26 protein-coding genes are annotated in these 24,622 nt (G+C 63.1%); 13 read left to right on the top strand and 13 right to left on the bottom strand.

What is annotated here, in order from left to right; translation table 11 throughout:
* Positions 1 to 99: 99 nt before the first annotated feature.
* From SM130_RS03770 to SM130_RS03710, 13 genes are all read right to left on the bottom strand, one after another.
* Positions 100 to 1,941 (bottom strand): nitric oxide reductase activation protein NorD, encoded by a 1,842-nt coding sequence (locus tag SM130_RS03770; protein ID WP_102824481.1) that lies wholly within the window; start codon positions 1,939 to 1,941, stop codon positions 100 to 102.
* Positions 1,942 to 2,023: 82 nt separating this feature from the next.
* Positions 2,024 to 3,451: a cbb3-type cytochrome c oxidase subunit I gene (locus SM130_RS03765; RefSeq protein WP_102824480.1), complete on the bottom strand. Its 1,428-nt coding sequence runs from the start codon at positions 3,449 to 3,451 to the stop codon at positions 2,024 to 2,026.
* Between the two features lie 44 nt (positions 3,452 to 3,495).
* A complete protein-coding gene (locus SM130_RS03760; protein WP_102824479.1) occupies positions 3,496 to 3,936 on the bottom strand; it encodes a c-type cytochrome in 441 nt (146 codons plus the stop codon).
* A gap of 257 nt (positions 3,937 to 4,193) precedes the next feature.
* The gene (locus SM130_RS03755; protein WP_102824478.1) at positions 4,194 to 4,700 is read right to left on the bottom strand and encodes an Lrp/AsnC family transcriptional regulator; all 507 of its coding nucleotides are present in this window, start codon (positions 4,698 to 4,700) and stop codon (positions 4,194 to 4,196) included.
* Entirely contained in the window at positions 4,675 to 5,118 is a 444-nt protein-coding gene (locus SM130_RS03750) for an Lrp/AsnC family transcriptional regulator (protein ID WP_102824477.1), read from the bottom strand. The genes SM130_RS03755 and SM130_RS03750 overlap by 26 nt, the downstream gene beginning before the upstream one ends.
* Positions 5,111 to 5,623 carry an Lrp/AsnC family transcriptional regulator gene (locus SM130_RS03745; protein WP_102824476.1) on the bottom strand — a complete coding sequence of 171 codons (513 nt, stop codon included), beginning with the start codon at positions 5,621 to 5,623 and terminating at the stop codon, positions 5,111 to 5,113. The genes SM130_RS03750 and SM130_RS03745 overlap by 8 nt, the downstream gene beginning before the upstream one ends.
* Positions 5,620 to 6,078 (bottom strand): Lrp/AsnC family transcriptional regulator, encoded by a 459-nt coding sequence (locus SM130_RS03740; protein ID WP_102824475.1) that lies wholly within the window; start codon positions 6,076 to 6,078, stop codon positions 5,620 to 5,622. Before SM130_RS03740 ends, SM130_RS03745 begins: the two co-directional genes overlap by 4 nt.
* Before the next feature lies 1 nt (position 6,079).
* The gene (locus SM130_RS03735) at positions 6,080 to 7,255 is read right to left on the bottom strand and encodes a cytochrome D1 domain-containing protein (RefSeq protein ID WP_102824474.1); all 1,176 of its coding nucleotides are present in this window, start codon (positions 7,253 to 7,255) and stop codon (positions 6,080 to 6,082) included.
* Positions 7,252 to 7,593 carry a c-type cytochrome gene (locus SM130_RS03730; RefSeq protein ID WP_102824473.1) on the bottom strand — a complete coding sequence of 114 codons (342 nt, stop codon included), beginning with the start codon at positions 7,591 to 7,593 and terminating at the stop codon, positions 7,252 to 7,254. Before SM130_RS03730 ends, SM130_RS03735 begins: the two co-directional genes overlap by 4 nt.
* An 18-nt stretch (positions 7,594 to 7,611) precedes the next feature.
* Entirely contained in the window at positions 7,612 to 7,926 is a 315-nt protein-coding gene (locus SM130_RS03725) for a c-type cytochrome (RefSeq protein ID WP_015275758.1), read from the bottom strand.
* Between the two features lie 323 nt (positions 7,927 to 8,249).
* Complete coding sequence (locus SM130_RS03720; RefSeq protein ID WP_102824472.1) at positions 8,250 to 9,125, bottom strand: ethylbenzene dehydrogenase-related protein; 876 nt, start codon at positions 9,123 to 9,125, stop codon at positions 8,250 to 8,252.
* Positions 9,126 to 9,173: 48 nt separating this feature from the next.
* Positions 9,174 to 9,779, bottom strand: a complete 606-nt coding sequence (locus tag SM130_RS03715) for a cytochrome c3 family protein (RefSeq protein ID WP_102824471.1) — start codon at positions 9,777 to 9,779, stop codon at positions 9,174 to 9,176.
* A 69-nt stretch (positions 9,780 to 9,848) separates the two neighbouring features.
* Positions 9,849 to 11,531 carry a nitrite reductase gene (locus SM130_RS03710; RefSeq protein ID WP_102824470.1) on the bottom strand — a complete coding sequence of 561 codons (1,683 nt, stop codon included), beginning with the start codon at positions 11,529 to 11,531 and terminating at the stop codon, positions 9,849 to 9,851.
* A gap of 333 nt (positions 11,532 to 11,864) precedes the next feature.
* On the opposite strand from SM130_RS03710, the gene SM130_RS03705 reads away from it, so the two are divergent.
* From SM130_RS03705 to SM130_RS03645, 13 genes are all read left to right on the top strand, one after another.
* Positions 11,865 to 12,677: a CbbQ/NirQ/NorQ/GpvN family protein gene (locus SM130_RS03705; protein WP_102824469.1), complete on the top strand. Its 813-nt coding sequence runs from the start codon at positions 11,865 to 11,867 to the stop codon at positions 12,675 to 12,677.
* The gene (locus SM130_RS03700) at positions 12,661 to 13,248 is read left to right on the top strand and encodes a cytochrome c oxidase subunit 3 (RefSeq protein ID WP_102824468.1); all 588 of its coding nucleotides are present in this window, start codon (positions 12,661 to 12,663) and stop codon (positions 13,246 to 13,248) included. The genes SM130_RS03705 and SM130_RS03700 overlap by 17 nt, the downstream gene beginning before the upstream one ends.
* 3 nt (positions 13,249 to 13,251) lie before the next feature.
* Complete coding sequence (locus SM130_RS03695) at positions 13,252 to 13,500, top strand: cytochrome C oxidase subunit IV family protein (RefSeq protein WP_102824467.1); 249 nt, start codon at positions 13,252 to 13,254, stop codon at positions 13,498 to 13,500.
* Positions 13,501 to 13,668: 168 nt separating this feature from the next.
* Complete coding sequence (nirJ, locus tag SM130_RS03690; protein ID WP_102824466.1) at positions 13,669 to 14,850, top strand: heme d1 biosynthesis radical SAM protein NirJ; 1,182 nt, start codon at positions 13,669 to 13,671, stop codon at positions 14,848 to 14,850.
* Positions 14,851 to 14,919: 69 nt separating this feature from the next.
* Positions 14,920 to 15,756: a uroporphyrinogen-III C-methyltransferase gene (gene cobA, locus SM130_RS03685; protein ID WP_102824465.1), complete on the top strand. Its 837-nt coding sequence runs from the start codon at positions 14,920 to 14,922 to the stop codon at positions 15,754 to 15,756.
* On the top strand, positions 15,747 to 17,270 hold the full coding sequence (locus SM130_RS03680; RefSeq protein ID WP_102824464.1) for a nitrite reductase: 1,524 nt from the start codon (positions 15,747 to 15,749) through the stop codon (positions 17,268 to 17,270). The genes cobA and SM130_RS03680 overlap by 10 nt, the downstream gene beginning before the upstream one ends.
* 312 nt (positions 17,271 to 17,582) lie before the next feature.
* The gene (locus SM130_RS03675; RefSeq protein WP_102824463.1) at positions 17,583 to 17,975 is read left to right on the top strand and encodes a type IV pilin protein; all 393 of its coding nucleotides are present in this window, start codon (positions 17,583 to 17,585) and stop codon (positions 17,973 to 17,975) included.
* A gap of 5 nt (positions 17,976 to 17,980) precedes the next feature.
* Entirely contained in the window at positions 17,981 to 18,541 is a 561-nt protein-coding gene (gene pilV / locus SM130_RS03670; RefSeq protein WP_181019232.1) for a type IV pilus modification protein PilV, read from the top strand.
* Positions 18,538 to 19,656, top strand: a complete 1,119-nt coding sequence (locus tag SM130_RS03665; RefSeq protein WP_102824462.1) for a PilW family protein — start codon at positions 18,538 to 18,540, stop codon at positions 19,654 to 19,656. Before pilV ends, SM130_RS03665 begins: the two co-directional genes overlap by 4 nt.
* Positions 19,653 to 20,126 carry a pilus assembly PilX family protein gene (locus SM130_RS03660; protein WP_102824461.1) on the top strand — a complete coding sequence of 158 codons (474 nt, stop codon included), beginning with the start codon at positions 19,653 to 19,655 and terminating at the stop codon, positions 20,124 to 20,126. Before SM130_RS03665 ends, SM130_RS03660 begins: the two co-directional genes overlap by 4 nt.
* Before the next feature lie 22 nt (positions 20,127 to 20,148).
* The gene (locus SM130_RS03655; protein WP_102824460.1) at positions 20,149 to 23,166 is read left to right on the top strand and encodes a pilus assembly protein; all 3,018 of its coding nucleotides are present in this window, start codon (positions 20,149 to 20,151) and stop codon (positions 23,164 to 23,166) included.
* Positions 23,167 to 23,174: 8 nt separating this feature from the next.
* Positions 23,175 to 23,690 (top strand): GspH/FimT family pseudopilin, encoded by a 516-nt coding sequence (locus SM130_RS03650; protein ID WP_102824459.1) that lies wholly within the window; start codon positions 23,175 to 23,177, stop codon positions 23,688 to 23,690.
* 65 nt (positions 23,691 to 23,755) lie between these two features.
* Positions 23,756 to 24,616 (top strand): LysR family transcriptional regulator, encoded by an 861-nt coding sequence (locus SM130_RS03645; protein WP_102824458.1) that lies wholly within the window; start codon positions 23,756 to 23,758, stop codon positions 24,614 to 24,616.
* Positions 24,617 to 24,622 lie beyond the last annotated feature (6 nt).

The following is a 24,622-nucleotide window of genomic DNA, read 5'->3' as shown; positions in this document are numbered from 1 at the left end:
CCCACCTGACCGATTACCACGCAAGATCGCAACCCAGTACCGTCCAAAAATGGCGGGCTGAAGCCCGCCCTACGGTATGCGTTGAGACATCGGGCGCCGTTACGGCTGGGTCAGCTGCTTGTACAGCTGCGGCAGGCGGAACGGCAGCTGTTGCGGTTCCTTGATCAGCGTGTAGCCGTTGGCGCCGAACATGTACGGCAGGTAGTCGCCGGCCTCGCGGTCGATGGTGATGCAGAACGGCAGCAGGCCCTGCTTGCGAGCCTCCATCACCGCCTGACGGGTATCTTCGACGCCGTAGCGGCCCTCGTAGAGATCAAGGTCGTTCGGTTTGCCGTCGGTGACCAGCAACAACAGCTTGCGCCGCTGCTTGCAGTTGCCAAGCAGTTCGGTGGCGTGGCGGATGGCGGCGCCCATGCGGGTGTAGTAACCGGGCTTGAGCGCCTGGATGCGCCCACGGGTTTCATCACCGTAGGGCTGACGGAAACTCTTCAGCTCCTGCATGCGCACCTGCTGGCGACGCAGCGAGGAGAAGCCGTACAGCGCGAACGGATCACCCACCGCCGACAGTGCCTCGCCAAACAGCAACAGGCTGTCGATCACCACGTCGATCACCCGGTGCTCATTGTCCAGGTGAGCGTCGGTGGACATCGACAGGTCGGCCAGCAACAGACACGCCAGGTCGCGACGGTTCTGCCGCTGTTCCATGAACAGACCGCGCTCGGCGCACTGGCCGTTTTGCCGCTCGACGTGGAAGTCCAGCCAGGCCTGCATGTCCAGTTCCGACCCCTGAGGTTGCTGCCGCAGCCACTGGCGGTCGTTGCGCAGATGTTCGAACTGCCGGCGCAGCCGCCGGGCCAGCGGCGACAGGCGCAGCGGCAATGGCTTGGCCTCGGAGCCACACGGCAGCATCAGCTGCAGGTTGACGAAATCCTTCTGCAGACACTGCTTGCGATAGTCCCACTCGGGCAGCTTGATGCCTTCGCCCAGCGGCACATCGTCGAAGTCGGCAGCTGGCAGGTCGAGATCGAGCTTCAGCCCGCCGCCCTGGCGCATACGCTGGCGCGACAGCGCCAGCTCGTCGAGATCTTCTGCTACACGGGCCGCATCGAGGTCTTCGGTGTCGTCATCGCAGCGGTCCAGCTCGACATGCTCGGACCAGCTGAACAGGTTTTCCAGACGGAACAGCAGCAGCCCGCCTTTGCTGGAGCTGTCGTCGACGCGCCGGGCACGCTTGCGCTGCCGGGATTCTCCGCTAGGTGGCGTTTCCAGGTTGCCTTCGCCCTCCTCGGCGCGATAGGTCGCCTGGGGCTCGCCGAGATTGTCGGCCGGATACAGCCACAGCGGCAGCGGCCAGGGCGCGCGCTCGCAGCGCGGGAACTGGCTGACGCTACCGGGCTCACGCAGTGCCTGACATAACGCGGCCTCCAGCGCGGCTTCGGCCTTCGGTAGCTGGCGCGGGTCCGGGCGCAGCTGCAGATGCGCCTCGACCAGGCGCTGATAACGCGGGCGCATGGCCGGAAACTGTTCGAGCAGCGCTTGTGTCCAGCGCTGGTTGTCACGCGCCCAATGGCGCATCTTGCCGGCCTGTGCCGCGATCAGCGCCAGCCAGCGATAAAGATCCTGATTGAGCGAGACCTCCGGGTAGACCGCAAGACTCTGTGGCAACCGCAGATTACTGCTGTCGCACCAGGCCACCGGCAATTGCATGCAGGTGCCAGCCACCTGTTGCAGCAGGTTGCGGCGCAACACCAGATCGCGCGCGCTGGCGGCTTCGACGCCGACACCGCTGGCCCCACCCATGGCACGAAACATCAGTGACAGCGAGCGCTGCATGCTCTCCAGATCAACCCGTGCCTCCGGGAAATCCGGGCTGGCGCGACGGGTGATGAAGCGGTGCCAGACACTACCGACCCACTCTTCCACTTCGATGGTAAAGGCCATGGCGGTTACTCCGTGCTGGCACTGGAAAAGCAAAACGGCCCGCTATTACCAGCCGGGCCGTCGATCATCATTGCAATCCGTCTCAGGCCGCAGCAGCTGCTACTGGTGCAACAACCGGTACGCGACCACGTTGGCGGAAGCTGTACAGGTAGCAGATCAGGCCGATCAGGAAGAACACCCCTGCCACCAGGCGCAGCCAGAAGAAGATGGCCAACTGGTCAGCGGTATTCATGAACGACATGGCAGCGCCGTCGGCAGGAATTCGCTGCAACCACACCTGCACCACGCCAGCAGCGGTGAGGAACAGAGTGATGGCGACCATGGAGATGGTCATCAGCCAGAAGCCCCAGACTTCGATGCGCTGAGCGCGTGCATCCGGTGCTTCACCCAGGCCACGCAGACGCGGCATGGCGTAGCTGATCATGGTCATCACGATCATTGCGTAGGCACCGTAGAAGGCCAGGTGGCCGTGTGCGGCAGTCAGCTGCGAACCGTGGGTGTAGTAGTTCACCGGAGCCAGGGTGTGCAGGAAGCCCCACACGCCGGCACCGAGGAAGGCAGTCACGGTAGTGCCGATGGCCCACAGCGAAGCGGCCTTGTTCGGATGCTCGCGGCGGCGACGGTTAACCATGTTCAGGGCGAACAGCACCATGGCGAAGAATGGCAGCGGCTCAAGAGCGGAGAAGATCGATCCTACCCACAGCCACACCGTCGGAGCGCCGATCCAGAAGAAGTGGTGACCCGTACCGATGATGCCGGTGATCAATGCCATGGCGATGATCACGTAGAGCCACTTCTCGACCACTTCGCGGTCCACGCCGGTGATCTTGATCAGGACGAAGGCCAGCATCGAACCCATGATCAGTTCCCACACGCCTTCCACCCACAGGTGCACGACGAACCACCAGTAGTACTTGTCGCGTGCCAGGTTCTCGGGGTTGTAGAAGGAGAACAGGAAGAACACCGCGAGGCCGATCAGACCGGTCATCATCACCGTGCTGACCACGGTCTTGCGACCCTTGAGCATGGTCATGCCGATGTTGTAGAGGAAGCCCAGGGCAACCACCACGATCCCGATCTTGGTAATCGTCGGCTGCTCGAGGAACTCGCGTCCCATGGTCGGCAGCAATTCGTTGTGAGTCATCTCTGCAAGCCCTGCGTAGGGCACGAACAGATAACCGAGAATGGTCAGCACACCGGCGGCGGCAAACACCCAGAACAGGATGATGGCCAGCTTTGGACTGTGCAGTTCGCGGTCCGATTCCTCGGGGATGAGGTAGTAGGCCGCGCCCATGAAGCCAAACAGCAGCCAGACGATCAGCAGATTGGTGTGAACCATCCGTGCCACGTTGAAAGGCAGCAGCGGGAACAGGAAGTCACCGACGACGTACTGCAGCCCCATGATCAGACCGAACAGGATCTGACCGACGAACAGGATCAGCGCAAACACGAAGTAGGGTTTGGCAACGGCCTGCGACTGGAATTTGAGATGCGGATTGATACTGCTCATCTCGTGGCCCCTCCTAGGGATTCGGAAACAAAGACGTCCATCACTCAACCCTCCTTGTTTGGCGGCCAGTTGTTGGTATCGATCTTCGAAGTCCACTTAAGGAACTCCGCCATATCGTCAACTTGCTGCTCGCTGAGATTGAACTGCGGCATTGCACGGCGACCGGGGGCTCCGAGTGGCTGAGCTTTCATCCAGGCATGCAGGAAGGGTTTGAAGGTTTCCTCTCCGCCGCGACGGACGAACACGTTGCCAAGCTCCGGCGCGAAGTAGGCGCCTTCACCGAGCAGGCTGTGGCAGCCGATGCAGTTGTTGTTTTCCCAGACTGCCTTGCCGCGTACTACCGCTTCGGTCAACTCCGATGCGTTCGTTCGTTCGGGGAAAGTCTGCTCTGTGTGGTAAGTAAGACCGAGGAACACTAGGAAGAAGAAGACGCTTCCTCCGAAGTAGATATTCCTGGCCATACCCTTGGTGAAGGTCTCGGACATGGTCGCCTCCTCATGGCTTGGCGTGGCCAGTTTAAGAAGGAGGCTATCGAAACGTGCTTGATGGCAATCAAGAAAAACCCGAACGTGGCAGTAGGGCTTTCTGAGTTGAGCGTGGGATAGGCGCAAAGCCTTGTGCCGCAAGGGCTGCAGTGTTTCGGACGGCCGAACCGGGACGATTTCCGACGCTGCAAAGGCGAAATTAGGGCTAGACGCTGTTGCGTCTGGCGCCCCCGCAACACCGCGTCAGTGCCGCCTGATCAGGCGCGGCGCTGCCCTGCCAGACGCAGGCCGGTCTTCTTCAGAATGCGGCTGGACACCAGCATCTCGTTCGCTCGGCAGGCATTGCCCAGCAAGGCTCGAATCTGATTGCGATAGGCCTCGATGTCACTGGCATCACGCCCGTGCACCATGGCGAACAGGTTGTATGGCCAGCCTTCCTGGCGCGGCCGCCGATAGCAGTGACTGACGAAGGGCTGCGCCCCGATCAGGGCACCCAGACGCGCGATATCGGCATCGTCGACGTCCCACACGGTCATGCCGTTGTGCCGATAGCCGAGGCGGTAGTGATTGGGTATTACCGCAATCCGCCGGATCGCACCATCGGCCTGCAGACGCTGCAGCAGTGCCAGCGTCTCGTCGACATCGACCCCCAGCTCATCGGCGAGCCAGGCCCAGGGATCGGCCACCAGCGGCAGCCCGGCCTCGGTCAGTTCGATCAGGCGGCGAGTCAGGTGATCATCAGACGGGGAAGTGCAAACCGACATGAAAGGTTTCCTCTTTCGGCAGATTCAGCACCGCCAGGCCAGTCTCGACCTCGATGCGCGCAATGCTCTCGGCGATGCCCTGTGGCGTTTCGCAACCGAGCACGAACCACATGTTCCAACGGTGCTCGCGGCGATAGTTGTGAGCGACCTCCGGCATCGCTCCGAGCTGCGCAGCAACCTCGTCGAAGCGCTCTTCCGGCACCGATAACGCCGCCAGGGTGAAGGAACCGCCAAGGCGGTCGATGTCGAACATCGGGCCGAATCGGGTCAGCGTGCCATCGTCGAGCAAGGCCTGAACCCGCTCGCGCAACGCCTCGGAGGTACTGCCCAATTCGTTGGCCAGCGCCTCCCACGGGTGACGTACCAGTGGCAGGCCGTGCTGCAGACGATTGATCAGCTGGCGGTCGAAATCATCCATGGGCAACCCCCGGCAATGGCGGCGCGAAGCGACCACCGCACTGCTTGAAGGCCCGTGTGCTGAACAGCAGCTGGTGCGGCACCTCGCTGAGGCCGTTATCAGCCAGCAGGCGCTCAATCAGCAGGCAGACCTGCTCGCGCTCCCGCCCGTGGACCATGCAAAACAGGTTGTATGGCCACTGCGGCAAACGCCGCGGGCGCTGATAGCAGAGATTGACCCCGGCGGCCTGGCCGAGCCGCCGCCCGACCTCATCGACCTGCGCATCAGGAATGTCCATCACCAGCATGGCGTTGGCGCGAAAACCCAGCGCGCGGTGCTTGAGCACCAGCCCGACGCGACGGAACAAACCTTCTTCCTGCCAGCACTGGATCTGTTCGAGGACCCGCTCCTCGATGCTGCCGATCTGCTCGGCGAGCCGCTGATAGGGGCGTGCAGCCAGCGGCAAACCGCCTTCGAGCAGGCGGCGCAACTGCATCGCCTGCAGGTCATCGAGGCAACCGGTCATGATGGATCTCCCAGCGGAAAGCCAAGGTCGATGCGAAACGCGTGCAGCATCGGCAGGTCGAGCGGCGTGAGGCCGGTATCGGCCTCGATCTCGGCCAGCAGCCGGTCGATGTGCGGCCGATCCGGCCCGGTCAGCACGAACCAGAGGTTGTAGCGATGCTCGCGCAAGTAATTGTGATTGACCTCGGGAAAGGCGTTGATCCGCGCCGCGACCTGTTCCAGCCGCGCTTCGGGCACGGCCAGCGCAACCAGCGTACTGGCGCCGGCGCGGCTGTGCTCAAACACCGGGCCGATGCGCGACAGGCCGCCGCCTTCCTGCAAGTGTTCCAGGCATGTCAGCACCTCGCCTTCGCTGCAGCCAAGCTCCTCGGCCATGGCGCGGTAGGGTTCGGCGCACAGCGGCATGCCGTGCTGGTAGCGGTCGATCAGTCGGCGACTGAGGGCGTCGATTTGCATGTCACAACCCCGTCTCGTGGGCGCGGCTGCTGAAGAAGATGCCACTCGGGCTGTGCGCCGGTAGTCGCTTGAGCAGCTTCAGGGTGTAGGGGTCCCAGACCTGGATCTCTTCGCCGTCACGCACGGACAGCCAGAGCTGGTCGCCGCGGGCGGTGAACTCCATGTGCAGCACGGCCGGGCCGGGTTCCAGGTCGGCGATGATCTCGTGGGTCTCGCTGTCGATGACCTGCACCCGGTGGTTGTCGGGGTGGGCGAAGTTGACCCAGATCTGCCGCGCATCCGGCCGTGCCATGACGAATATCGGCTGGCCGGCGACGTCGATAGCGGCGGTCTGTTGCCAATTCTGCGAATCCATTACCAGTACGCGGTGCTGGCCGACCGCAGGCACGAAGGTCTGGTTACCGGCCACGGTCCAGCCTTCCAGATGCGGCATTTTGTAGACCGGCAGCTTCTGCTCGCCGCGGCCATAGCCATCGAGAATGCGCTCGACACCGCGCTCGGGATGCCAGAGATCGATCTTGGCCATGCCGTCCTCGCCGAACAGGCCGGCGATGTAATAGCGGCCCTCCGGCGTCAGCAGCGCATCGTAAGGTTGCCGACCGATACCCTCGAAGCGGGTGATCTTTGGCTGGTTGCCCTGGCTGAAATCCAGCAACCAGGTTTCGTCGGTGTCGAACAGGCTGTAGATGAAGCCCCGTCCCGGCACGTCGATCACGCCGACGACGCGGGCATTGCGGCTGCCATCGGCCAGTGGCGTGGCCGGAATGTCGGCGACCAATTCCAGGCTCGTGGCATCGAAGACCTTGACCCCGCCCGGCTCGTAGTTGCCGACCGCGATCAGGGTGCCGTCCTGGCTGATGGCGCCACCGATGCTGTTGCCGCCCTGGATCACCCGGCGGTCGATGCGCTGACGCAGCAGGTCGACCTTGGTCAGCCCGCCATCGCGGCCGAACACGTAGGCATAGCGCTGATCACGGGAGAACACTACCGAGGCATGGGACAGATCGCCCAGGCCTTCGATACGGGCGAGTTGGCTCTGGTTAGTGCTCTCGATGATCTGCAGGCTACCGGTGGCACGCTCCACCACCACGCCCAGGTCACCGGTGCCGCGTAGCGGTTGCTGTGCACAGGCTGCAAGCAGGCCGGCCGCAGCCAGCAGCAGGAAAGGACGAATCATGGCTTGGGATATCCTTCGAGGAGCCGGTCGACCAGATAGGCGATGTCCTGCTCGTCGAGCAGTGCATTCCAGCCGGGCATGGCAGTGCCGGGGCGGCCGTGGGTAACGGTGGCGACAAGACTGTCACGGGGTTTGCCGGCAAGCGCCTCGCGGGTCAGCGCGGGGCCAAGGCCGCCGGTCATGCGCAGGCCATGGCAGGAGCCACAGTCCTGAAGAAGCAGGTGATCGAGCTTTGCCTGGCGCTCGGCAGCGGGCGCTGCGGCCACAGCAAGCGGTATCAGGAGAACGGACGCCAGGGCCAGCCCCAGACGTGAAACGGCGTGTCGGGCAACTGTCATGGCGTCCTCCGGTGCGACTTACTTGAGGCTAAGAACCCACTCGGCGAGGGTCTTGGCTTCTTCTTCGGTGACTGGGTTTGGCGGCATCGGGATCGGACCCCAAACGCCTTGGCTGCCATTCTTGATGTGCTGGGCCAGGGTATCGGCGGCGCCTTCGACGCCCGCGTTCTTGGCAGCGACTTCTTTCAGAGCCGGGCCAACCATCTTGGTGTCGACACTGTGGCAGGCCGCGCAGGGCTTGCTCTTGAACAGCGCTTCACCGTCCTGAGCCAACGCCGGCTGCAGGGTCAGCGCGCCACCCAGGGCGAGCATCGGGATAAGGATTTTCTTCATTAGAACTATTCCTCAAGGCTAAAAGAGTGAACGTTACCGCTCACCCAAAGGGTGCTCAGCAAAACGCACTGAGCAAGTGCACGGTAAATTTACCGCTTGTGCTAGGCAACCTTTTGTCCTTGGTCATTGTTTGTGGGTTCCGGACCTCAAACGGCTGCGTCGCAACCAGTGCGGGCAGGTTCAGAATGAACGAGCCTCCAGACCGCTTCCTTGATTGCAATCAAATCACCCCGTCAGCAGGTGACGATGCGTATCGCCGCCGGTCTGGTGCCCGTGAAAAGCACAAGGCCGGCATGCGCCGGCCCGTTGCTTGGTGCTCCTGCTTACTGCTTGGCGGCAGTGATGTCACCCTGGGCGTCGATGCCCAGCGTGTAGCCGAGCGACACGTGGTGGAAGCGCCCGGTGGCACTGTCGTCATGGATCGCAAAGCCGAAGTTGTAGAGGTTGCCCGACGCCAGTGTCACGTCGCCTTCGCCACCTGCGAATTTGCGTGTGAACACTACCGACCAGGTATCCCCATCGAGCTGCCCTTGGGCGTCGACCAGCGCCTGGCCACCTTCCATTACCCGCTCAGTGGCAACGTAGCCATCGAAGGCCTTGTTCTCGCCGCTGCGCCACTGGTTCAGGTCGTAGTAGACGCCATTGGCCAGCGAACCGTCCTTGACGTATTTGGTCTTGGTGTCGGCAGCGCCCGGCATGGTGCGCGCATCGCCGTGGCAGCTACCCCAGCAACCGCCCGCCTCGGCCAGTTCCACCTTGGAACCGCCTTCGAGCATGTAGGCGATTTTCACCGGATTGGCAGCGTCCATCGGCGCGGCGCCGGAGGCTGTCGGTTGTTTCCAGGTGAAACGCAGATAGAGGTTCTCGCCATCGTTGGCGGCCTGAACCTTGGCGTTGATGAAGGGAGCCTTGCCAGCGATAGGACTGGGCTCGAGCTTCTTGCCGCCGGCCATCTTGACGCCCATGTCGGTGGCTTCTTCGGAGTGGCAGCCGACACAGGTTTCGCCTTTTTTCAGCGCCCGTGCACCGCCGTGCTCGGTGCCCTTGGTGATCCATTCCACCGGTGATACACCCGGGTAGAACAGCGTGACATCGGTCGCTGTCACCGCATTCCAGTCGGCAGGCGCGGCAGCCATAGCGTTTTGTGCACCGAAGGCGATCACCGCCGCCACCGCACTGGCCATCAGGGTCTTTTTCATAATCGGTTCCTCATCATCGATGGTTGGCTGGCCCGCCAGAACCTGGGGTCAGTCTTCGTCTTCTTCGGTCATGCCTTCGGGCAGGTGGTGCGCAATCCCCTTGTGGCAAGCGATGCAGGTCAGGTTGTCTTCACGCGCCATCTCGTGCTGCTTGCGGGCACGCTGCTTTTGCATGTCGGAACTCATGCTTTCCAGGCTGTGGCAGTTACGGCATTCGCGGGAATCGGATGCCCTCATCCGCGCCCACTCGCGACGCGCCAGAGTCAGCCGCTTGGCTTCGAATTTCTCCGCGGTGTCGATGGTGCCGACAATCTTGCCCCACAGCTCCTTGGAGGCCTCGACCTTGCGCACCATCTTGTGCGTCCAGTCGCGCGGCACATGGCAGTCAGGGCAGGTCGCGCGAACACCGGTGCGGTTGGCGTAGTGAATGGTTTCCTTGTACTCGGGGTAAACGTTGTTCCCCATCTCGTGGCAGGAGATGCAGAAGTTCTCGGTGTTGGTGGCTTCCAGCGCGGTATTGAAACCGCCCCAGAACACGACGCCGGCTACGATGCCCACTATCAGAATGCCGCCGAGCGAATAACGCGCGCTCGGCCGGCGTAATAGCGCAAGGATGCCGCCCTTTTTTTGCTTGTTGCCGTCTTGATCTGTCATGGAATCTGTTCCCTTGCCAGACCCACCGCGCCAGGCACGGTGGGTGTTAACAGGCAATCCTCGGGCGGATTAGTACACGTCGTGCATGGTGTTGAAGACGTTGAACTTGCCGGTCGGCGTGACGATTGCCGGGTCGGTGATCACTTTCTTCAGCTTCAGCGTCTTGTCGTCGTAGATCACGATGGCGGACTGGTCGGTCTTGCCACCCCACAGGGAGATCCAGACTTCGTCACCGGCCAGGTTGTACTCGGGGTGGGTGGCGCGACGGATCGCCTTGCTTTCCGGCAGACCGGAGTCCTTGGCGACGTCGAGACGCTTGGGCTCCTTGGTCAGGTCGCCCAGGTCGTAGACGTAGACGGACTCGGCGACTTCCCGCTCGGGGTTCATCGGCGCGTCGGCCCAGAGGTTCTTCGACTTCGGATGGGTCTTGACGAACAGGTTGCCGGCGCCCGGCATCTTCAGCTCCTGCACCACCTTCCAGTTGTGTTCCTTGTACTTGGCGTACTTCGGATCATCGGAGGCAGTAGAGATCAGCGAGACCACGTCATCACCCAGGTGACCGGTGGTCCAGACCGGACCGAACTGCGGGTGGATGAAGTTGGCGCCGCGACCCGGGTGCGGGATTTTCGCGGTGTCGACCAGCGCGGCCAGCTTGCCGGTCTTGGTGTCGACCGCAGCGACCTTGTTGGAGGCGTTGGCAGCGACCATGAAGTAGCGCTTGGAGTAGTCCCAGCCGCCGTCGTGCAGGAACTTGGCCGACTCGATGGTGGTGGTCTTGAGGTTCTTCAGGTCGGTGTAGTCAACCAGGATGATCTGTCCGGTTTCCTTCACGTTGACCACCCACTCCGGCTTGATGTGCGAGGCGACGATGGACGCCACGCGCGGCTCGGGATGGTATTCGCCGTCGACGGTCTGACCGCGGGTCGAAACGACCTTGATCGGCTCCAGGGTCTCGCCGTCCATGATCGAATACTGCGGCGGCCAGTAGGTGCCACCGATCAGGTACTTGTCCTCGTAGCCCTTGAACTTGGAGGTGTCCACCGAACGGGCATCGGAACCCAGGCGCACGGTAGCGACGGTGGTCGGATCTTCGTACCACATGTCGATGATGGTGGTCAGGCCATCACGGCCGACGGTGTAGACGTAGCGGCCGGAAGCCGACAGGCGCGAGATGTGCACCGCGTAGCCGGTGTCCAGCACCTTCCAGATGGTGTGGGTATCGCCGTCGACCAGGGCCAGCTTGCCCGCATCGCGCAGGGTGATGGCAAAGACGTTCTGCAGATTGATCTTGTTCAGCTGCTTCTTCGGACGCTGGTCAACCGGAACGATGAGCTTCCAGCTGTCCTTCATGTCCTGCAGGGAGAACTCTGGCGGCACATCCGGAGTGTTCTGGATGTAACGCGCCATCAAGTTGATTTCTTCCTTGGTCAGGATGTCGTCATAATTGACCATCCCGCCTTCGGTGCCATAGGCAATGATGTTTTCCAGGCGTTTGGTGCCCAGATTGAGGGTGCCGCCCTCGCTCTTCTTGCCATCCGCGTCGGTCTTGCTCCAGTGCGGTTCGAGGTTCTTGCCCGTGGCTCCTTTACGCAGAACGCCGTGGCAACCGGCACAGCGTTCGAAATAGATCTGCTTGGCCGCTTCCTTCTCTTCGGCGGTCATTTCTGGGGCTGCGGCCTGGGCAACGGCCAGACCAAGCAACGAAAGGCCGGCGATCAGGCCAGCCAGAATAGGTTTACCGACATTGCTCATCCTTCTCTCCTATGGGAGCGCACCTGGCGACTCCTGCTAGTTACGGCGGTGTGGCAGTTCCCGGGGACTTCTTCTTTTTGCGACTTGGATGCTATGAGAGCGCCGCTGCGAAGGCGCTTGACGGCAATCAAGAGAGGCCCCCACCCCCCCTTAGCGTGACGCCTTGTCGCGGGCTGCAAAGGTCGATTCGCCTGGCGCCGGGCTTGGTTCGCACGCCATCCGAGCCGGGACTTGATCGCAATCAAGCTTTGCCGGCGGATGGCTTGAGAGGGTTCGGAGGGGTCGGTAGCTTGGCGATGGAAATAACCAACTGCTGCCGTGAGGTACTTGCCTGTGAATGCGATTGAAATCCCGACTGCCGCCGGCACGCCTGACGCGCCCTTCTATCAACCGCTCGGCAACGAGGAGCAGTTGTTCGAACAGGCCTGGCAGCACGGCATGCCCGTGCTGATCAAGGGCCCGACCGGCTGCGGCAAGACCCGTTTCGTGCAGCATATGGCGCATCGTCTGAACCTGCCGCTGTACACCGTGGCCTGTCACGATGACCTGTCCGCTGCCGACCTGGTCGGCCGCCATCTGATCGGCGCCCAGGGCACCTGGTGGCAGGACGGCCCGCTGACTCGCGCCGTGCGCGAAGGTGGCATCTGCTATCTGGACGAAGTGGTGGAAGCACGGCAGGACACCGCGGTGGTGCTGCACCCGCTGGCCGACGATCGCCGCGAGCTGTTCATCGAGCGCACCGCCGAAGCGCTCAAGGCGCCGCCGGGCTTCATGCTGGTGGTGTCGTACAACCCCGGCTACCAGAACCTGCTCAAGGGCATGAAGCCCAGCACCCGCCAGCGCTTCGTGGCGATGCGCTTCGATTATCCGCCAGCCATCGAGGAAGAGCGCATCGTGGTCAACGAGGCGCAGGTGGATGCCGCGCTTGCCGCACAGGTAGTCAAGCTCGGCCAGGCGCTGCGCCGGCTGGAGCAGCACGACCTGGAAGAAGTCGCCTCGACCCGCCTGCTGATCTTCACTGCGCGGATGATCCGCTCCGGCATGACCCCGCGCCAGGCCTGCCTGGCGTGTCTCGCCGAACCGCTGTCGGATGACCCGCAGACGGTCGCCGCGCTGATGGACGTGGTCGATGTCCACTTCGGCTGAAACCATAGCCAGTCACGTCCGGCGCCTGCCGGGCGATCTGGCGATGTGGTTCTTTATCCTTGCCGAGCTGACCGTCTTTGCCATCCTGATCCTGGCGTTCGCGGTTGCACAGATGCTCTACCCCGAGCAATTCAATGAAAGCCGCGCGTCACTGGACAGTTCCATCGGTCTGGCACTGACCCTGAGCCTGCTGACCTCGGGCCTGTTCGCTGCGCTGGCGGTGGAGCAGGTGCGCCAGGCCCGATCCGGACGCGCCGCGCTGCTATTGCTTGCCGCGCTGGGATCGTCCTGCGTCTATGTGGCGCTCAAGCTCAACGAGTACAGCCATCTGGCCGGGCTCGGCCTGGGCATGGAACACAACACCTTCTTCACCCTGTACTGGATTCTGACGGGCTTTCATTTCCTGCATGTGCTGCTGGGCATGGTGATCCTCGCCTGGCTGGCTGTGCACTGTCGGCGCGGCGCCTACGGCCCCGACAACCACAGCGGGCTGGAGTCCGGGGTGCTCTATTGGCACATGGTGGATATGGTCTGGGTGCTGCTGTTCCCGCTGGTCTACGTGCTGAGGTAAGTCATGTCTGCTTCGAAGGTTCTGGTGGCCTGCTGGCTCGGCCTGGCCCTGCTATCGGTTTCCACTGTCCTGCTGGGCAATGCCGGCGCCACGTTGGCATTGACCGCAGCGGTTCTGCTCACGGCGTTCGGCAAGGCCTGGCTGATCACCGATGGTTTCATGGAGTTGCGTCATGCCCCGCGGGCGTGGCGCCTGCTACTGCTCGCCTGGCCGCTGGTGCTGGTGCTCGGCGTGCTGCTAACCCTGCTCTGACCAACGGTACCCCGGCAAAGAAGCTGACGAGGCGGTCAGCCATGCCCCGCGCCTTTTATTGTTTCCGATCAAGGCCAGCCCTATCCCGCTCAGTGATCCTGCTGCCCAAGGAACGGGCGCCCGACACGGCGCGCCCGGTGAGATACGCTGCAGAAGCGGAGTCGCCCCATGTTGAGAATAAGCCATTACCTGCGCGCCCTGGCCCAACCGGCCACAGCGGTACTCGGCGCCCGCAGCGCCAGCGGCAAGCGCCCACCCGTGGTGATCTGGAACCTGCTACGGCGCTGCAACCTGACCTGCAAACACTGCTACGCCACCTCCGCCGACAGCGAATTTCGCGACGAGCTGGACACCGACGAGGCGTTGAAGGTCATCGATGAGCTGCACGAAGCAGGCGTTCGCGTGTTGATCCTCTCCGGCGGTGAGCCGCTGCTGCGAGCCGACATCTTCCAGCTTGCCGATTACGCCCGCGACAAGGGCTTCTTCGTCGCCCTGTCGACCAACGGCACGCTGATCGACGAGAGCAACATCGAGCGTATCGCCGCGGCGCAGTTCGACTACGTCGGCATCAGCATCGATGGCCTGGAAGCGGTGCACGACGACTGGCGCCAGCTCAAGGGCAGTTTCGCCGCCTCCATGCACGCCATCGACCTGTGCCGCCAGCGCGACATCCGCGTCGGCCTGCGCACCACCCTGACCCAGAATAACTACCCGCAGCTGCCGGCCCTGCTGGCGCTGATGCGCGAACATGACGTGCAGAAGTTCTACCTCTCGCACCTCAACTACAGCGGCCGCGGCAAACGCAGCCGCAAGGCCGACGCCCACCACCAGATGACCCGCGACGCCATGCATCAGCTGTTCGACCAGGCCTGGGACGATGTGCAGCACGGCCGCGAGACCGACTTCGTAAGCGGCAACAACGACGCCGACGCGGTTCTCCTGCTGCAGTGGGCCGAAGAGCGCCTGCCGGAGCACCGTGACCGCCTGGAAAGCATGCTTCGCGCCTGGGGCGGCAACTCCTCGGGCAGCGGTATCGCCAACATCGACAACATCGGTGACGTGCACCCCGACACTTACTGGTGGCAGCACACCGTCGGCAACGTGCGCCGGCAGCACTTCAGCGACATCTGGCTGAACGAGCCCGCCCCGCTGCTGCAGGAGCTACGCCAGCACCCGCGTGCGGTCACTGGTCGCTGTGCCGATTGCCGTTGGCTGGAGATCTGCAATGGCAACACCCGTACCCGCGCCTGGGCAGAGGGCGATCTGTGGGCCGAAGACCCCGGCTGCTACCTCACCGACGAGGAAATCGGCCGGCCAGCCGCCGAGCGCATCCCCAGCATCGCCATCTAATCATTCGAAGCGGCCAGCAAGCGCCGCAGCAAGCACTCCGTAAGCCCGATGAGAATTCAGGAGCACCGCATGGACCAGCCACTCACATTTCCCGCTTCGCTGAGCGCCGCGTTTGCCCCCGGCGAAGTCGCCCTGGTTGGTGCTGGCCCCGGCGACCCCGGCCTGCTGACCCTGCGCGCCTGGAGCCTGCTGCAACAAGCCGACGCGGTGGTTTACGACCGTCTGGTCAGCGAGGGACTGATGGAACTGCTGCCGGCACGCTGCAGCCGTCACTACGTAGGCAAGAGCAGCGGCTACCACAGCCTGCCGCAGCCGGAGATCAACCAACTGCTGGCCGACCTGGCCGTGCAGAACAAGCGCGTGGTGCGGCTCAAGGGTGGCGACCCGTTCATCTTCGGCCGCGGTGCCGAGGAGCTGGAGTTCCTGCTGCAGCGCGGCATCGACTGCCAGGTGGTGCCGGGCATCACCGCTGCGGCCGGCTGCAGCGCCTATGCCGGCATCCCGCTGACGCACCGCGATCTGGCGCATTCCTGCCAGTTCATCACCGGCCATCTGCAGACCAACGGCGAGCTGCACCTGCCATGGGATGCCCTGGCCCAGGGTGGCCAGACACTGGTGTTCTACATGGGCCTGGCCAGCCTCGGTGAAATCTCGCGCAACCTGATCTCCGCCGGCCTGCCAGTGGATACCCCAGCTGCGCTGATCGGCAACGGCACTCGTGAGAATCAGCAAGTGGTGCGCTGCACGCTGCGGCAGCTGCCGAGCATGGCCGACGAGCAACACCTCACGCCGCCGACCCTGACCGTGATCGGCCGGGTGGTTGACCTGTTCGCCGATCGCCAGGTCCAGCACCCGGCGCGCCTGCACGGGGATTCAGCCCCGCAAACGGAGGCCGTATGCAACTGATACCCGCCCTGCTGCTGGCCGCTGCGCTGCCAGCGGCCACCTTCGTCGCCCTTGACCTGGCCATTCCGCGGGCTGCCGCTGCGACACCAGCGGCCGATAGCCAGGCCCTCTATGAGCAGCACTGCCAGGGCTGCCACGGTGTCAACCGCCTCGGTGGTGCCGGGCCGGCACTGTTGCCGGAAAGCCTCAGTCGCATCAAGCCAGCCGAAGCCCATGCGGTGATCCGCGACGGCCGCCCGGCGAGCCAGATGGCTGCCTATTCCAGCGTGCTGAACGAAGCGCAGATCAGCGAACTGGTCGACTACCTCTACCAGCCATCTGCCGTACCGCCGACCTGGAGCGATGCCGAAATCCGCGCCAGCCACCGCATCCTCAATGACGTCGCCACGCTGCCGAGCACGCCGCAACATGGCGCCGACCCGCGTAACCTGTTCGTTGTGGTGGAGGCAGGCAATCACCACGTCAGGGTTCTCGATGGCGATCGCTTCGAGGAACTGGCCAACTTCCAGTCGCACTTCGCCCTGCACGGCGGGCCGAAGTTCTCCCCCGACGGCCGCTTCGTCTACTTCGCCTCCCGTGACGGCTGGGTCAGCGTCTATGACCTGCACAACCTGACCATGCTCGCCGAGGTACGCGCCGGGCTGAACACGCGCAACCTGGCTGTCAGCAACGATGGTCGCTGGGTGCTGGTGGGCAACTACCTGCCGGGCAATCTGGTGTTGCTCGACGCCCGCGACCTGTCGCTGATCAAGCACATCCCGACCGTCGGCCAGGACGGCACCCCGTCACGGGTCAGCGCCGTGTATACCGCACCGCCGCGCAACAGCTTCGTGGTCGCGCTGAAAGACGTGCAGGAAGCCTGGGAACTGTCCTATGCCGGCGAGCCGACCTTCGAACCGCGACGGATCAAGGCGATCGACTATCTCGACGATTTCTCCTTCACCCCGGATTACCGTTACCTGCTCGCCACCTCGCGCAAGGCCCACGGCGGCCAAGTCATCGACCTCGACAGTGGCAAAGCGGTGACCGACATCCCGCTGCCGGGCATGCCGCATCTGGGCTCGGGGATCTACTGGAAGCGCGACGGCAAGTGGGTATTCGCCACCCCGAACGTCAGCAAGGGGCTGATCTCGGTGCTGGACCTGGAAACCTGGAAGCTGATCAAGGAGATCCCCACTGAAGGCCCGGGCTTCTTCATGCGCAGCCAGGCCAATTCGCCCTATGCCTGGACCGACGTGTTCTTCGGCCCGAACAACGACGCCGTGCACCTGATCGACAAGCAGACCCTGGAGGTCGCCCACACGCTGCGCCCGATGCCAGGCAAGAACGCCGCCCACGTCGAGTTCACCAACGACGGCCGCTACGCCCTGCTCAGCGTCTGGGACACCGACGGCGCACTGATCGTCTACGACGCCAACACCCTGGAAGAAATTAAACGCATCCCGATGAACAAGCCCTCCGGCAAGTACAACGTCGGCAACAAGATCGAATTTGCCGAAGGTACTTCGCACTAGAGCGCGACCGCCTCGAGGTCGGTCGAGTGATCGGTGGCGCAACGCCACCGATCACTCTCCAATAGCAGCCAACCAGCCCCACCGCCCGCGCTAGACGCAACGGCTCTCGTTTTCTGCCACCCGCACGACCCGATCCAGCCCGCCGCGGCACCAGGCGGCTCCTTGCTCACGTCACCACAAGTGACCAACCAGTCTATCTTTGAACATAGAGTCACTATAATATCGCTTAGCCATCACACATCAACGTGAAGGCTAAGCCAACGGATGGCTGTGGGCGCTCTCAATGCATTCGCACCCCGTTGGAGAAGTACAGTGGCTCGACATTTGGCACGTGGTTTCACACTGATCGAAGTGATGATCGTGGTGGTCATCATTGGCATTCTTGCCTCCATCGCGCTGCCGAACTATCGCCAGTACGTCGTCCGCAGTAACCGTACCGCGGCGCAGGCGCAGATGTTGGACATCGCCAACCGTCAGCAGCATTTCCTGCTCGCCAACCGATCCTATGCCGATACCCCGGCGCTTACCGCCAGTGGTTTCAGCCTCTCCAGCGAAGTGAGCCCTCACTACAGCTTTGCCGTCACCGTCGGCAGCGGCACGGTGCCCTCCTACCTGATTACGTTCACGGCCGTTGGCAGCCAGGCCAGCGACGGTAACCTGACCCTCGACAACGAGGGAACGAAGACTCCGGCGGACAAGTGGTGAACACCATGGGAACGGGGAGCGGCCGCCAGGCTGGTATCAGCCTGATCGAAGTACTGGTCACATTGGTCGTTCTTGCCGTAGGTCTGCTCGGCGTGATGGCGCTGCAGGCACGCCTGCAGCAATCAGAGATGGAGACCTATCAGCGCTCGCAGGCCCTGCTGTTGCTCGACGACATCGCAGCGCGCATCACCGCCAACCGCACGGCAGCGGCAAGTTACGTAACGGGCACCGCTAGCCCTCTGGGAGCCGGCATGACCTGCCCCACCAATAGCTCGACGCAACAGCAACGGGACTCCGCCATGTGGTGCGCGGCGCTTCAGGGCGCAAGCGAAAGCACCAGCAGCGGCCTCGCCGGCGCCATGATCGGCGGGCGCGGCTGCATCGAGCCGCTGGGCAGCAATCAGTATCTGTTGACGGTCGCCTGGCAAGGCTCCCTCCCGCTGGCCGCGCCAAACGCGAGCGTAGCCTGCGGCAAAGACGCATTCGATGGCGCGACCGGCAGCCAATGCAGCAACGACCGCTGCCGGCGAGTGGTGACCACCCTCGTACGGGTGGCGCCGCTATGAACCGTCTGCCGCGGAGCAATGCCGGCCGTAACGGCAGCGCAGGCTTCGGCCTGATCGAGCTGATGGTGGCGATGACCATCGCGCTGATACTCAGCGCGGCCACGTTGGGCCTGTATCTGAACATGAGTCGCAGCAACAGCGAGCTGGCCAAGACCAACAGCCAGATGGAACACGGCCGGCTGGCGATTCGTCTGCTCCGCGATGACCTGGTGCACGCCGGTTTCCTGAATGGCTATCTGCCGGAATTCGACGACCTGACCGCAGCCGGTGCTCCGTCCGACTACCCCAGTGCAATCCCGGCTCCGTGCGCGCCCTACTCGGCTTGGGACGCACAGTACAAGACCAACCTGATCGGCGTTCCGCTCCAGCTGTACGCTGCCGTACCAACCGACTGCGCCAGCACGATGCCTTCGGCGCTTGCCGGCAGCGATGTGCTGCTGGTCCGTCACGTAGCCGGTTGCGTGACCGGCTCGGCCAACTGCGACGTCGACGTCAACGGCAGGCTCTACTGGCAGACATCCTACTGTGCGAGCGAACCCCGCTACGTATTCGATACCAGCGGCTTCACGCTGCACAGGCGCAACTGCACGGCCGCGGCGGAGAAGCGTCGCTTCCTCAACACGGCCTACTACATCCGCAACTTTGCAGTAACCGCTGGCGACGGTATCCCGACGTTGATGCAGTCGAGCTTCGACCTGGCCGGCGGCGCACTGGAGCAGCAGGACCCCGTCCCGATGGTCGAAGGCGTCGAGGCGATGCGCTTCGTCCTCGGCATCGACAACCTAAGCGATACCGGAGCGGCAGTCGACTACAGCCAGGCCGTGCAATGGGCCAGCGCGCTGAACCGCAACTCGCCGACCAACCGGGGCGATGGCGCCCCGGACTCCACCTGCACATCCGCCACACCCTGCAGCCTTGCGCAACTGACCAACACCGTAGTGGTTCAGGTTCACCTTCTGGTGCGCAACATCGAACCCACACCGGGCTACCAGTCCAGCAAGACCTACAACCTGGGCGGCCAGACGTTCGGGCCTTTCTCCGATGCATTTCAGCGCCACGTCTATTCCACCACCGTGCGCCTGACCAACGTTTCGGCTCGCAGGGAAACGCCATGAACGCATCCGAGTCCCGCGGCTTCGCCCTGATCACCGCATTGATCATGCTGCTCCTGCTGACGGTGATGGTGACCTCGTCCTACACCCTGACCAAGGTCAACCTGGACGTAGTGGGTAACCAGCAATGGCGCAACGAAGCGCTGGCGGCGGCGGATAACGCCATCGAGCAGGTGATTCCTTCACTGAGCCTTACCACGCCCTCCGCGCAAACGATCGGCATTGATATCAACCGGGACGGCGCGGATGACTATGAGGTCGCGCTGGCCGCACCCCAGTGCCTCAGAACCAGCCTGGCCAGCGCTGTGGCGCCCAGCAGCCTGACTCTGGAAGGCATGTCCAGTTCTACCTGGAATACCGAGTGGGAGCTGGTCGCCAGCGTCCTGGACCCTGGCACCGGCGCATCGGTGCGGGTGCGCTCCGGCATCCGCCTGTTGCTCTCTGACGCTCGCAAGAACCAGCTGTGCCCATGAAGTCGGCCTACGAGGTAAGCGCATGAAAACCCATCTTAGCCGCCTGCTGCTGGCGTTAGCCGCCAGCCTGAGCCAACTGGCTGTAGCCGAGGATATTGATCTGTTCGTTGGTGTACCTGGCAGCGCGACCGGGGCGCCGAACGTGCTGATCATCCTCGACAACACGGCCAACTGGAACACTGCATTCAGCAACGAGATGGCCGCGTTGCGCTCAGTGGTCAGCGCGCTACCGCTGGACAAGTTTCGCCTCGGCATCATGATGTTTACGGAGACCGGCAACGGCAACTCCGGTTCGGATGGCGCTTATGTACGGGCGGCCTTGCGGCAGATGGACGTAGCGAATAAAACACGTATGGTCGATCTAGTGGCCAGTTTCCACGAGAACGGTGATAAGTCGAACGGCGGCAAGGTAAGCAGGGCGATGCAGGAGGCTTATCTGTATTTCGCTGGCGCCACACCGCACGCAGGAAATAACAAGGCCAAGGCCGATTACGCCGGCAATATCAGCGGAACGGCCGCCTCCAACGCCATCTACGCACTGCCCAACAACGCGTTAGCGAGCAAGACTGCCACCTCGTATCTGTCACCGATCATTTCAGGCTGCGGCAAGAATTACATCATCTACATCAGTAACGGCCCCGCGCAGGACAGCGCCTCCGATATTGCTCAGGCAACGACAGCGTTGGCCGGCCTGGGTGGATCCACCACCACAATTCCCATCACGCCAAGCGGCTCGCAGGACAATATCGCGGATGAGTGGGCGCGCTTCATGAAGAAAAGCAGCCAGCAGATCACTACCTATACGATCGACGTCAACCGTGATACGACCGGTCAGGGGCCCGGCTGGACGGCACTTCTGCAAAGCATGGCGCGCACCAGCGACGGCAAGTATTTCGATGTCAGCAGTACCGGCAACCAGATCGTCGACGCCCTCAATGCCGTCTTTTCTGAAGTTCAGGCGACCAACAGCGTATTCGCCTCGGTCAGCCTGCCGGTCAGCGTCAATGCCCAAGGCACCTACCTGAACCAGGTCTTTATCGGCATGTTCCGTCCGGACGAAGACGGATTCCCGCGTTGGCATGGCAATCTCAAGCAGTACAAGCTCGGCTACATCGGCTCCGACCTTCGTCTGCTCGATGCCGACAGCGCAAGCGCCATCAACAGCAACACCGGATTTATCACCGAGTGCGCACGCAGCTTCTGGACGCCGGCCGCAGCAGATAGCTACTGGAGCTTCAGCGCCCGCGGCAACTGCCTGACGGGGGGGGATTCGAGCGGGTCCAACAGTCCGGATGGCAACATCGTCGAGAAAGGCGGCCAGGCTTATCTGCTGCGGGCATCTAGCTCTCGCAACATGTTCACCTGCGGCGCAGCCGGTGGCTGCACGTCGTTAACCAGCTTTTCGACCACCAACAACGCGATAACGGCAACGACCCTGGGCGTAGCCAATGACAGCGAACGCACAGCCATAATCAACTGGGCCCGCGGCGTCGATATCAAAGACGAGAACGGCAATGGCAACGTCAGCGAAATGCGCCCTTCGGCGCACGGCGACGTGGTGCATTCGCGCCCGGTAGCGATCAATTACGGCAGTACCGGCAGCCCGAGCGTGGTGGCGTTCTATGGTGGCAACGATGGTGCATTGCGTGCCGTAGTGGGCAATCGAACCAATGCGCTCGGTACCCACGCCGCAGGCAGCGAGCTCTGGTCATTCATGCCGCCGGAGTTCTACGGCAAGATCAAGCGGCTCTATGACAACAACATTCCCATCAGTTTTCCTGGCTTTACCGGTACCTCGACGCCAAAACCCAAGGCATACGGCATGGATGGTCCGGTCGTGGCCTACCAGAGCGACTCCACCGCCTGGATCTACGCGACCATGCGTCGAGGCGGAAGAGCGCTGTACGCCTTCAATGTGAGCGATCCGGCGACGCCGGCGCTGAAATGGAAACGTGGCTGTCCGAACAACTTCGCCGCCGATGGCAGCGTCAGCGACAGCGACTGCAGCGACGGTTTCAGCGGCATCGGCCAGACCTGGGCGCCACCCAAGTCGCTCAAGGCCAGCGGCTATGGTTCAGGCGCACTGCCGATGTTGATCATGGGCGGCGGCTACGACAGCTGTGAGGACGGCGACCCGAACACCTGCACCAGCGCCACCAAGGGCAACAAGGTCTATGTGCTCGATGCCGACAGTGGCGAACTGCTCAAGACATTCGACACTCTGCGCAGCGTGGTTTCGGATATCACCCTGGTACGCAATAGTTCCGGCCAGGCCCTTTACGGCTACCTTGCCGACCTTGGCGGCAATGTCTACCGCATCACCATGGGCGCAGCCGCCCCGCAACAGTGGGGCATCACTCGCATCGCCGCCCTTGGCTGCGCCACTGCTGGCACCTGCACACGGAACCGCAAGTTCATGTTTGCCCCGGACATCGTCGCCGATGGCGCCGACTACGTGCTCATGCTCGGCTCCGGCGACCGGGAAAAACCGCTCCTCGACTACGATGACGCGGCAGCCACCTCAAACTACTTCTTCATGCTGCGCGACCGCCCAAGCGACGCCAACTGGCTCACCAGCGAGGCGGGTACCTGCGGCGCCAATCTGCTCTGCCTTGGTTCGCTACTCAGCGTGACCACTCAGAGCGCACCGACTGCCGCCAACCTGGGGCAGAAAAAGGGCTGGTACCTGCAGCTCGATAACACCGAGCAAGTGGTGACCTCGGCAATCACCGTGTTCGGCGATGTCACCTTCAGCACCCATCAGCCTCGCGTGCCGAACGCCGGCGTATGTTCGGGACTCGGCGAAACGCGCGTCTACACCGTCAACTACCTGACCGGCCAGGGCGTCTATCACGACGTGGTCGGCGATGGTCTGCCGCCCTCACCGGTGGCCGGCATGGTGACGCTGGACGACGGCGTGACCACCGTGCCGTTCGTGATCGGTGCAGATCCGTCTTCGCCCTTGCAAGGCAGCCCGCCGATCAACCCAGCCTCGGTCATGCAACCGACCTCCCGGGTGTTCTGGAACATCGAGCAGTAGGGGACGGCATGACATACCGTAAACGCCAACAAGCCACGAGTGCCCGCCAGGCCGCATTCACCCTCATAGAAGTGATGGTGACGCTGGCGATACTGGCCGTGCTCGCGGCCATTGCCGTGCCGGGCTACGACAGCATCGTGCTCAACAGTCGGCTGCGTACCTACACCACGGACTTTTCGGCCAGCGCTCAGCTCGCCCGCAGCGAGGCCATGAAGCGCAATAGCCCGGTGACGCTATGCAGCTCCAGCAACGGTGCGACGTGCGACGCCAGCGCCGGGTGGGAACAGGGCTGGGTGATACGCTCCGGCAGTACGGTGATCCGGCGCTTCCCAGCAGCCAACCCTGGCTATCTGCTCTCTTCCACGGTACGCGAGCTGACCTTCCTGCCAAGCGGCTTCGGCTCCACGCCCGCATCGCTGACCATCTGCCGCGCCTCCCCGCTCGGCAGCCAGGAGCGCGCGCTTACCCTCTCGGTGACCGGTCGCATCACGCTCACGCGTACCCAGACCGGTAACTGCTCGTGATTGGTGCGTAACCCGCGCCGTTGCGGTTGCTACAATCGCAACCCAAACCAACTCGGGGCTCGCACATGGACATCGATCTCGCCCGCACCTTTCTCGAGATCATCCGCAGCGGCAGCTTCATCGCCACTGCCGAGCGACTGCATATCACCCAGACCGCTGTCACCGCGCGCATTCAGAACCTGGAAAGCCAGCTGAGCTGCAAGCTCTTCGTGCGCAATCGAGCGGGTGCTCGTCTGACTACCGACGGCGAGCGCTTTGCGGCCTATGCACGGCAACTGGTGCAGACCTGGGAGGCCGCGCGGCGAGATCTGCCGCTGCCGCAGGGATACGGAGAAATGCTCACGCTGGGGGCCGAAGTGAGTCTGTGCAACCCACTGATGCTGGCCTGGGTGCAACGCCTGCGTCAGACGCTGCCCGGCCACGCCTTGCGCAGCGAGGTTGCCAGCGACGCCGAACTGCAGCACAAACTCGAGCTTGGCACGCTGGACGCGGCACTGGTGCATCAGCCGGAGTACCGACCGGGCCTGCAGGTGGAACAGCTACTGGAAGAGAAGCTGATTCAAGTGGCGCACAAAAGCCTGCCAGCGCCTTATCTGTACATCGACTGGGGACCGGCGTTTCGCAAGCAGCATGACCAGGCGCTGCCCGAACACACCCGCGCCGCACTCACCTTCAGCCTCGGGCCGCTGGCCCTGCAATATCTGCTGCAATGCGGCGGGCGTGGGTATTTCCGTACGCGGGTGGTGCAGCGCTATCTCGACGAAGGCCTGCTCGAGCGGGTCGAACATGCCCCGGAATTCAGCTATCCGGTGTACCTGATGCATGCGCGGGCCAGCGAATCGCCGGCGCTGCTCAAGGCGGTGGAAATGCTGCGCGAAGTGGCACGCGACGAATACGATTGGTCACGCTGGTATTACCCGCTCTGAAGCCGA

This window comes from Stutzerimonas stutzeri (genome assembly GCF_038561965.1).
Classification (GTDB): Bacteria; Pseudomonadota; Gammaproteobacteria; order Pseudomonadales; family Pseudomonadaceae; genus Stutzerimonas; species Stutzerimonas stutzeri_AA.
The sequence above is the reverse complement of the archived record's forward strand: the minus strand, read 5'-3'. Positions and strand labels throughout refer to the sequence as shown.

Bases quoted from the DNA above. Each gene is read 5' to 3' on its own strand.
- SM130_RS03770 (WP_102824481.1), bottom strand. From the start codon at position 1,941: ATGGCCTTTACCATCGAAGTGGAAGAGTGGGTCGGTAGTGTCTGGCAC.
- SM130_RS03765 (WP_102824480.1), bottom strand. From the start codon at position 3,451: ATGAGCAGTATCAATCCGCATCTCAAATTCCAGTCGCAGGCCGTTGCC.
- SM130_RS03760 (WP_102824479.1), bottom strand. From the start codon at position 3,936: ATGTCCGAGACCTTCACCAAGGGTATGGCCAGGAATATCTACTTCGGA.
- SM130_RS03755 (WP_102824478.1), bottom strand. From the start codon at position 4,700: ATGTCGGTTTGCACTTCCCCGTCTGATGATCACCTGACTCGCCGCCTG.
- SM130_RS03750 (WP_102824477.1), bottom strand. From the start codon at position 5,118: ATGGATGATTTCGACCGCCAGCTGATCAATCGTCTGCAGCACGGCCTG.
- SM130_RS03745 (WP_102824476.1), bottom strand. From the start codon at position 5,623: ATGACCGGTTGCCTCGATGACCTGCAGGCGATGCAGTTGCGCCGCCTG.
- SM130_RS03740 (WP_102824475.1), bottom strand. From the start codon at position 6,078: ATGCAAATCGACGCCCTCAGTCGCCGACTGATCGACCGCTACCAGCAC.
- SM130_RS03735 (WP_102824474.1), bottom strand. From the start codon at position 7,255: ATGATTCGTCCTTTCCTGCTGCTGGCTGCGGCCGGCCTGCTTGCAGCC.
- SM130_RS03730 (WP_102824473.1), bottom strand. From the start codon at position 7,593: ATGACAGTTGCCCGACACGCCGTTTCACGTCTGGGGCTGGCCCTGGCG.
- SM130_RS03725 (WP_015275758.1), bottom strand. From the start codon at position 7,926: ATGAAGAAAATCCTTATCCCGATGCTCGCCCTGGGTGGCGCGCTGACC.
- SM130_RS03720 (WP_102824472.1), bottom strand. From the start codon at position 9,125: ATGAAAAAGACCCTGATGGCCAGTGCGGTGGCGGCGGTGATCGCCTTC.
- SM130_RS03715 (WP_102824471.1), bottom strand. From the start codon at position 9,779: ATGACAGATCAAGACGGCAACAAGCAAAAAAAGGGCGGCATCCTTGCG.
- SM130_RS03710 (WP_102824470.1), bottom strand. From the start codon at position 11,531: ATGAGCAATGTCGGTAAACCTATTCTGGCTGGCCTGATCGCCGGCCTT.
- SM130_RS03700 (WP_102824468.1), top strand. From the start codon at position 12,661: ATGTCCACTTCGGCTGAAACCATAGCCAGTCACGTCCGGCGCCTGCCG.
- SM130_RS03695 (WP_102824467.1), top strand. From the start codon at position 13,252: ATGTCTGCTTCGAAGGTTCTGGTGGCCTGCTGGCTCGGCCTGGCCCTG.
- nirJ (WP_102824466.1), top strand. From the start codon at position 13,669: ATGTTGAGAATAAGCCATTACCTGCGCGCCCTGGCCCAACCGGCCACA.
- cobA (WP_102824465.1), top strand. From the start codon at position 14,920: ATGGACCAGCCACTCACATTTCCCGCTTCGCTGAGCGCCGCGTTTGCC.
- SM130_RS03680 (WP_102824464.1), top strand. From the start codon at position 15,747: ATGCAACTGATACCCGCCCTGCTGCTGGCCGCTGCGCTGCCAGCGGCC.
- pilV (WP_181019232.1), top strand. From the start codon at position 17,981: ATGGGAACGGGGAGCGGCCGCCAGGCTGGTATCAGCCTGATCGAAGTA.
- SM130_RS03665 (WP_102824462.1), top strand. From the start codon at position 18,538: ATGAACCGTCTGCCGCGGAGCAATGCCGGCCGTAACGGCAGCGCAGGC.
- SM130_RS03660 (WP_102824461.1), top strand. From the start codon at position 19,653: ATGAACGCATCCGAGTCCCGCGGCTTCGCCCTGATCACCGCATTGATC.
- SM130_RS03655 (WP_102824460.1), top strand. From the start codon at position 20,149: ATGAAAACCCATCTTAGCCGCCTGCTGCTGGCGTTAGCCGCCAGCCTG.
- SM130_RS03650 (WP_102824459.1), top strand. From the start codon at position 23,175: ATGACATACCGTAAACGCCAACAAGCCACGAGTGCCCGCCAGGCCGCA.
- SM130_RS03645 (WP_102824458.1), top strand. From the start codon at position 23,756: ATGGACATCGATCTCGCCCGCACCTTTCTCGAGATCATCCGCAGCGGC.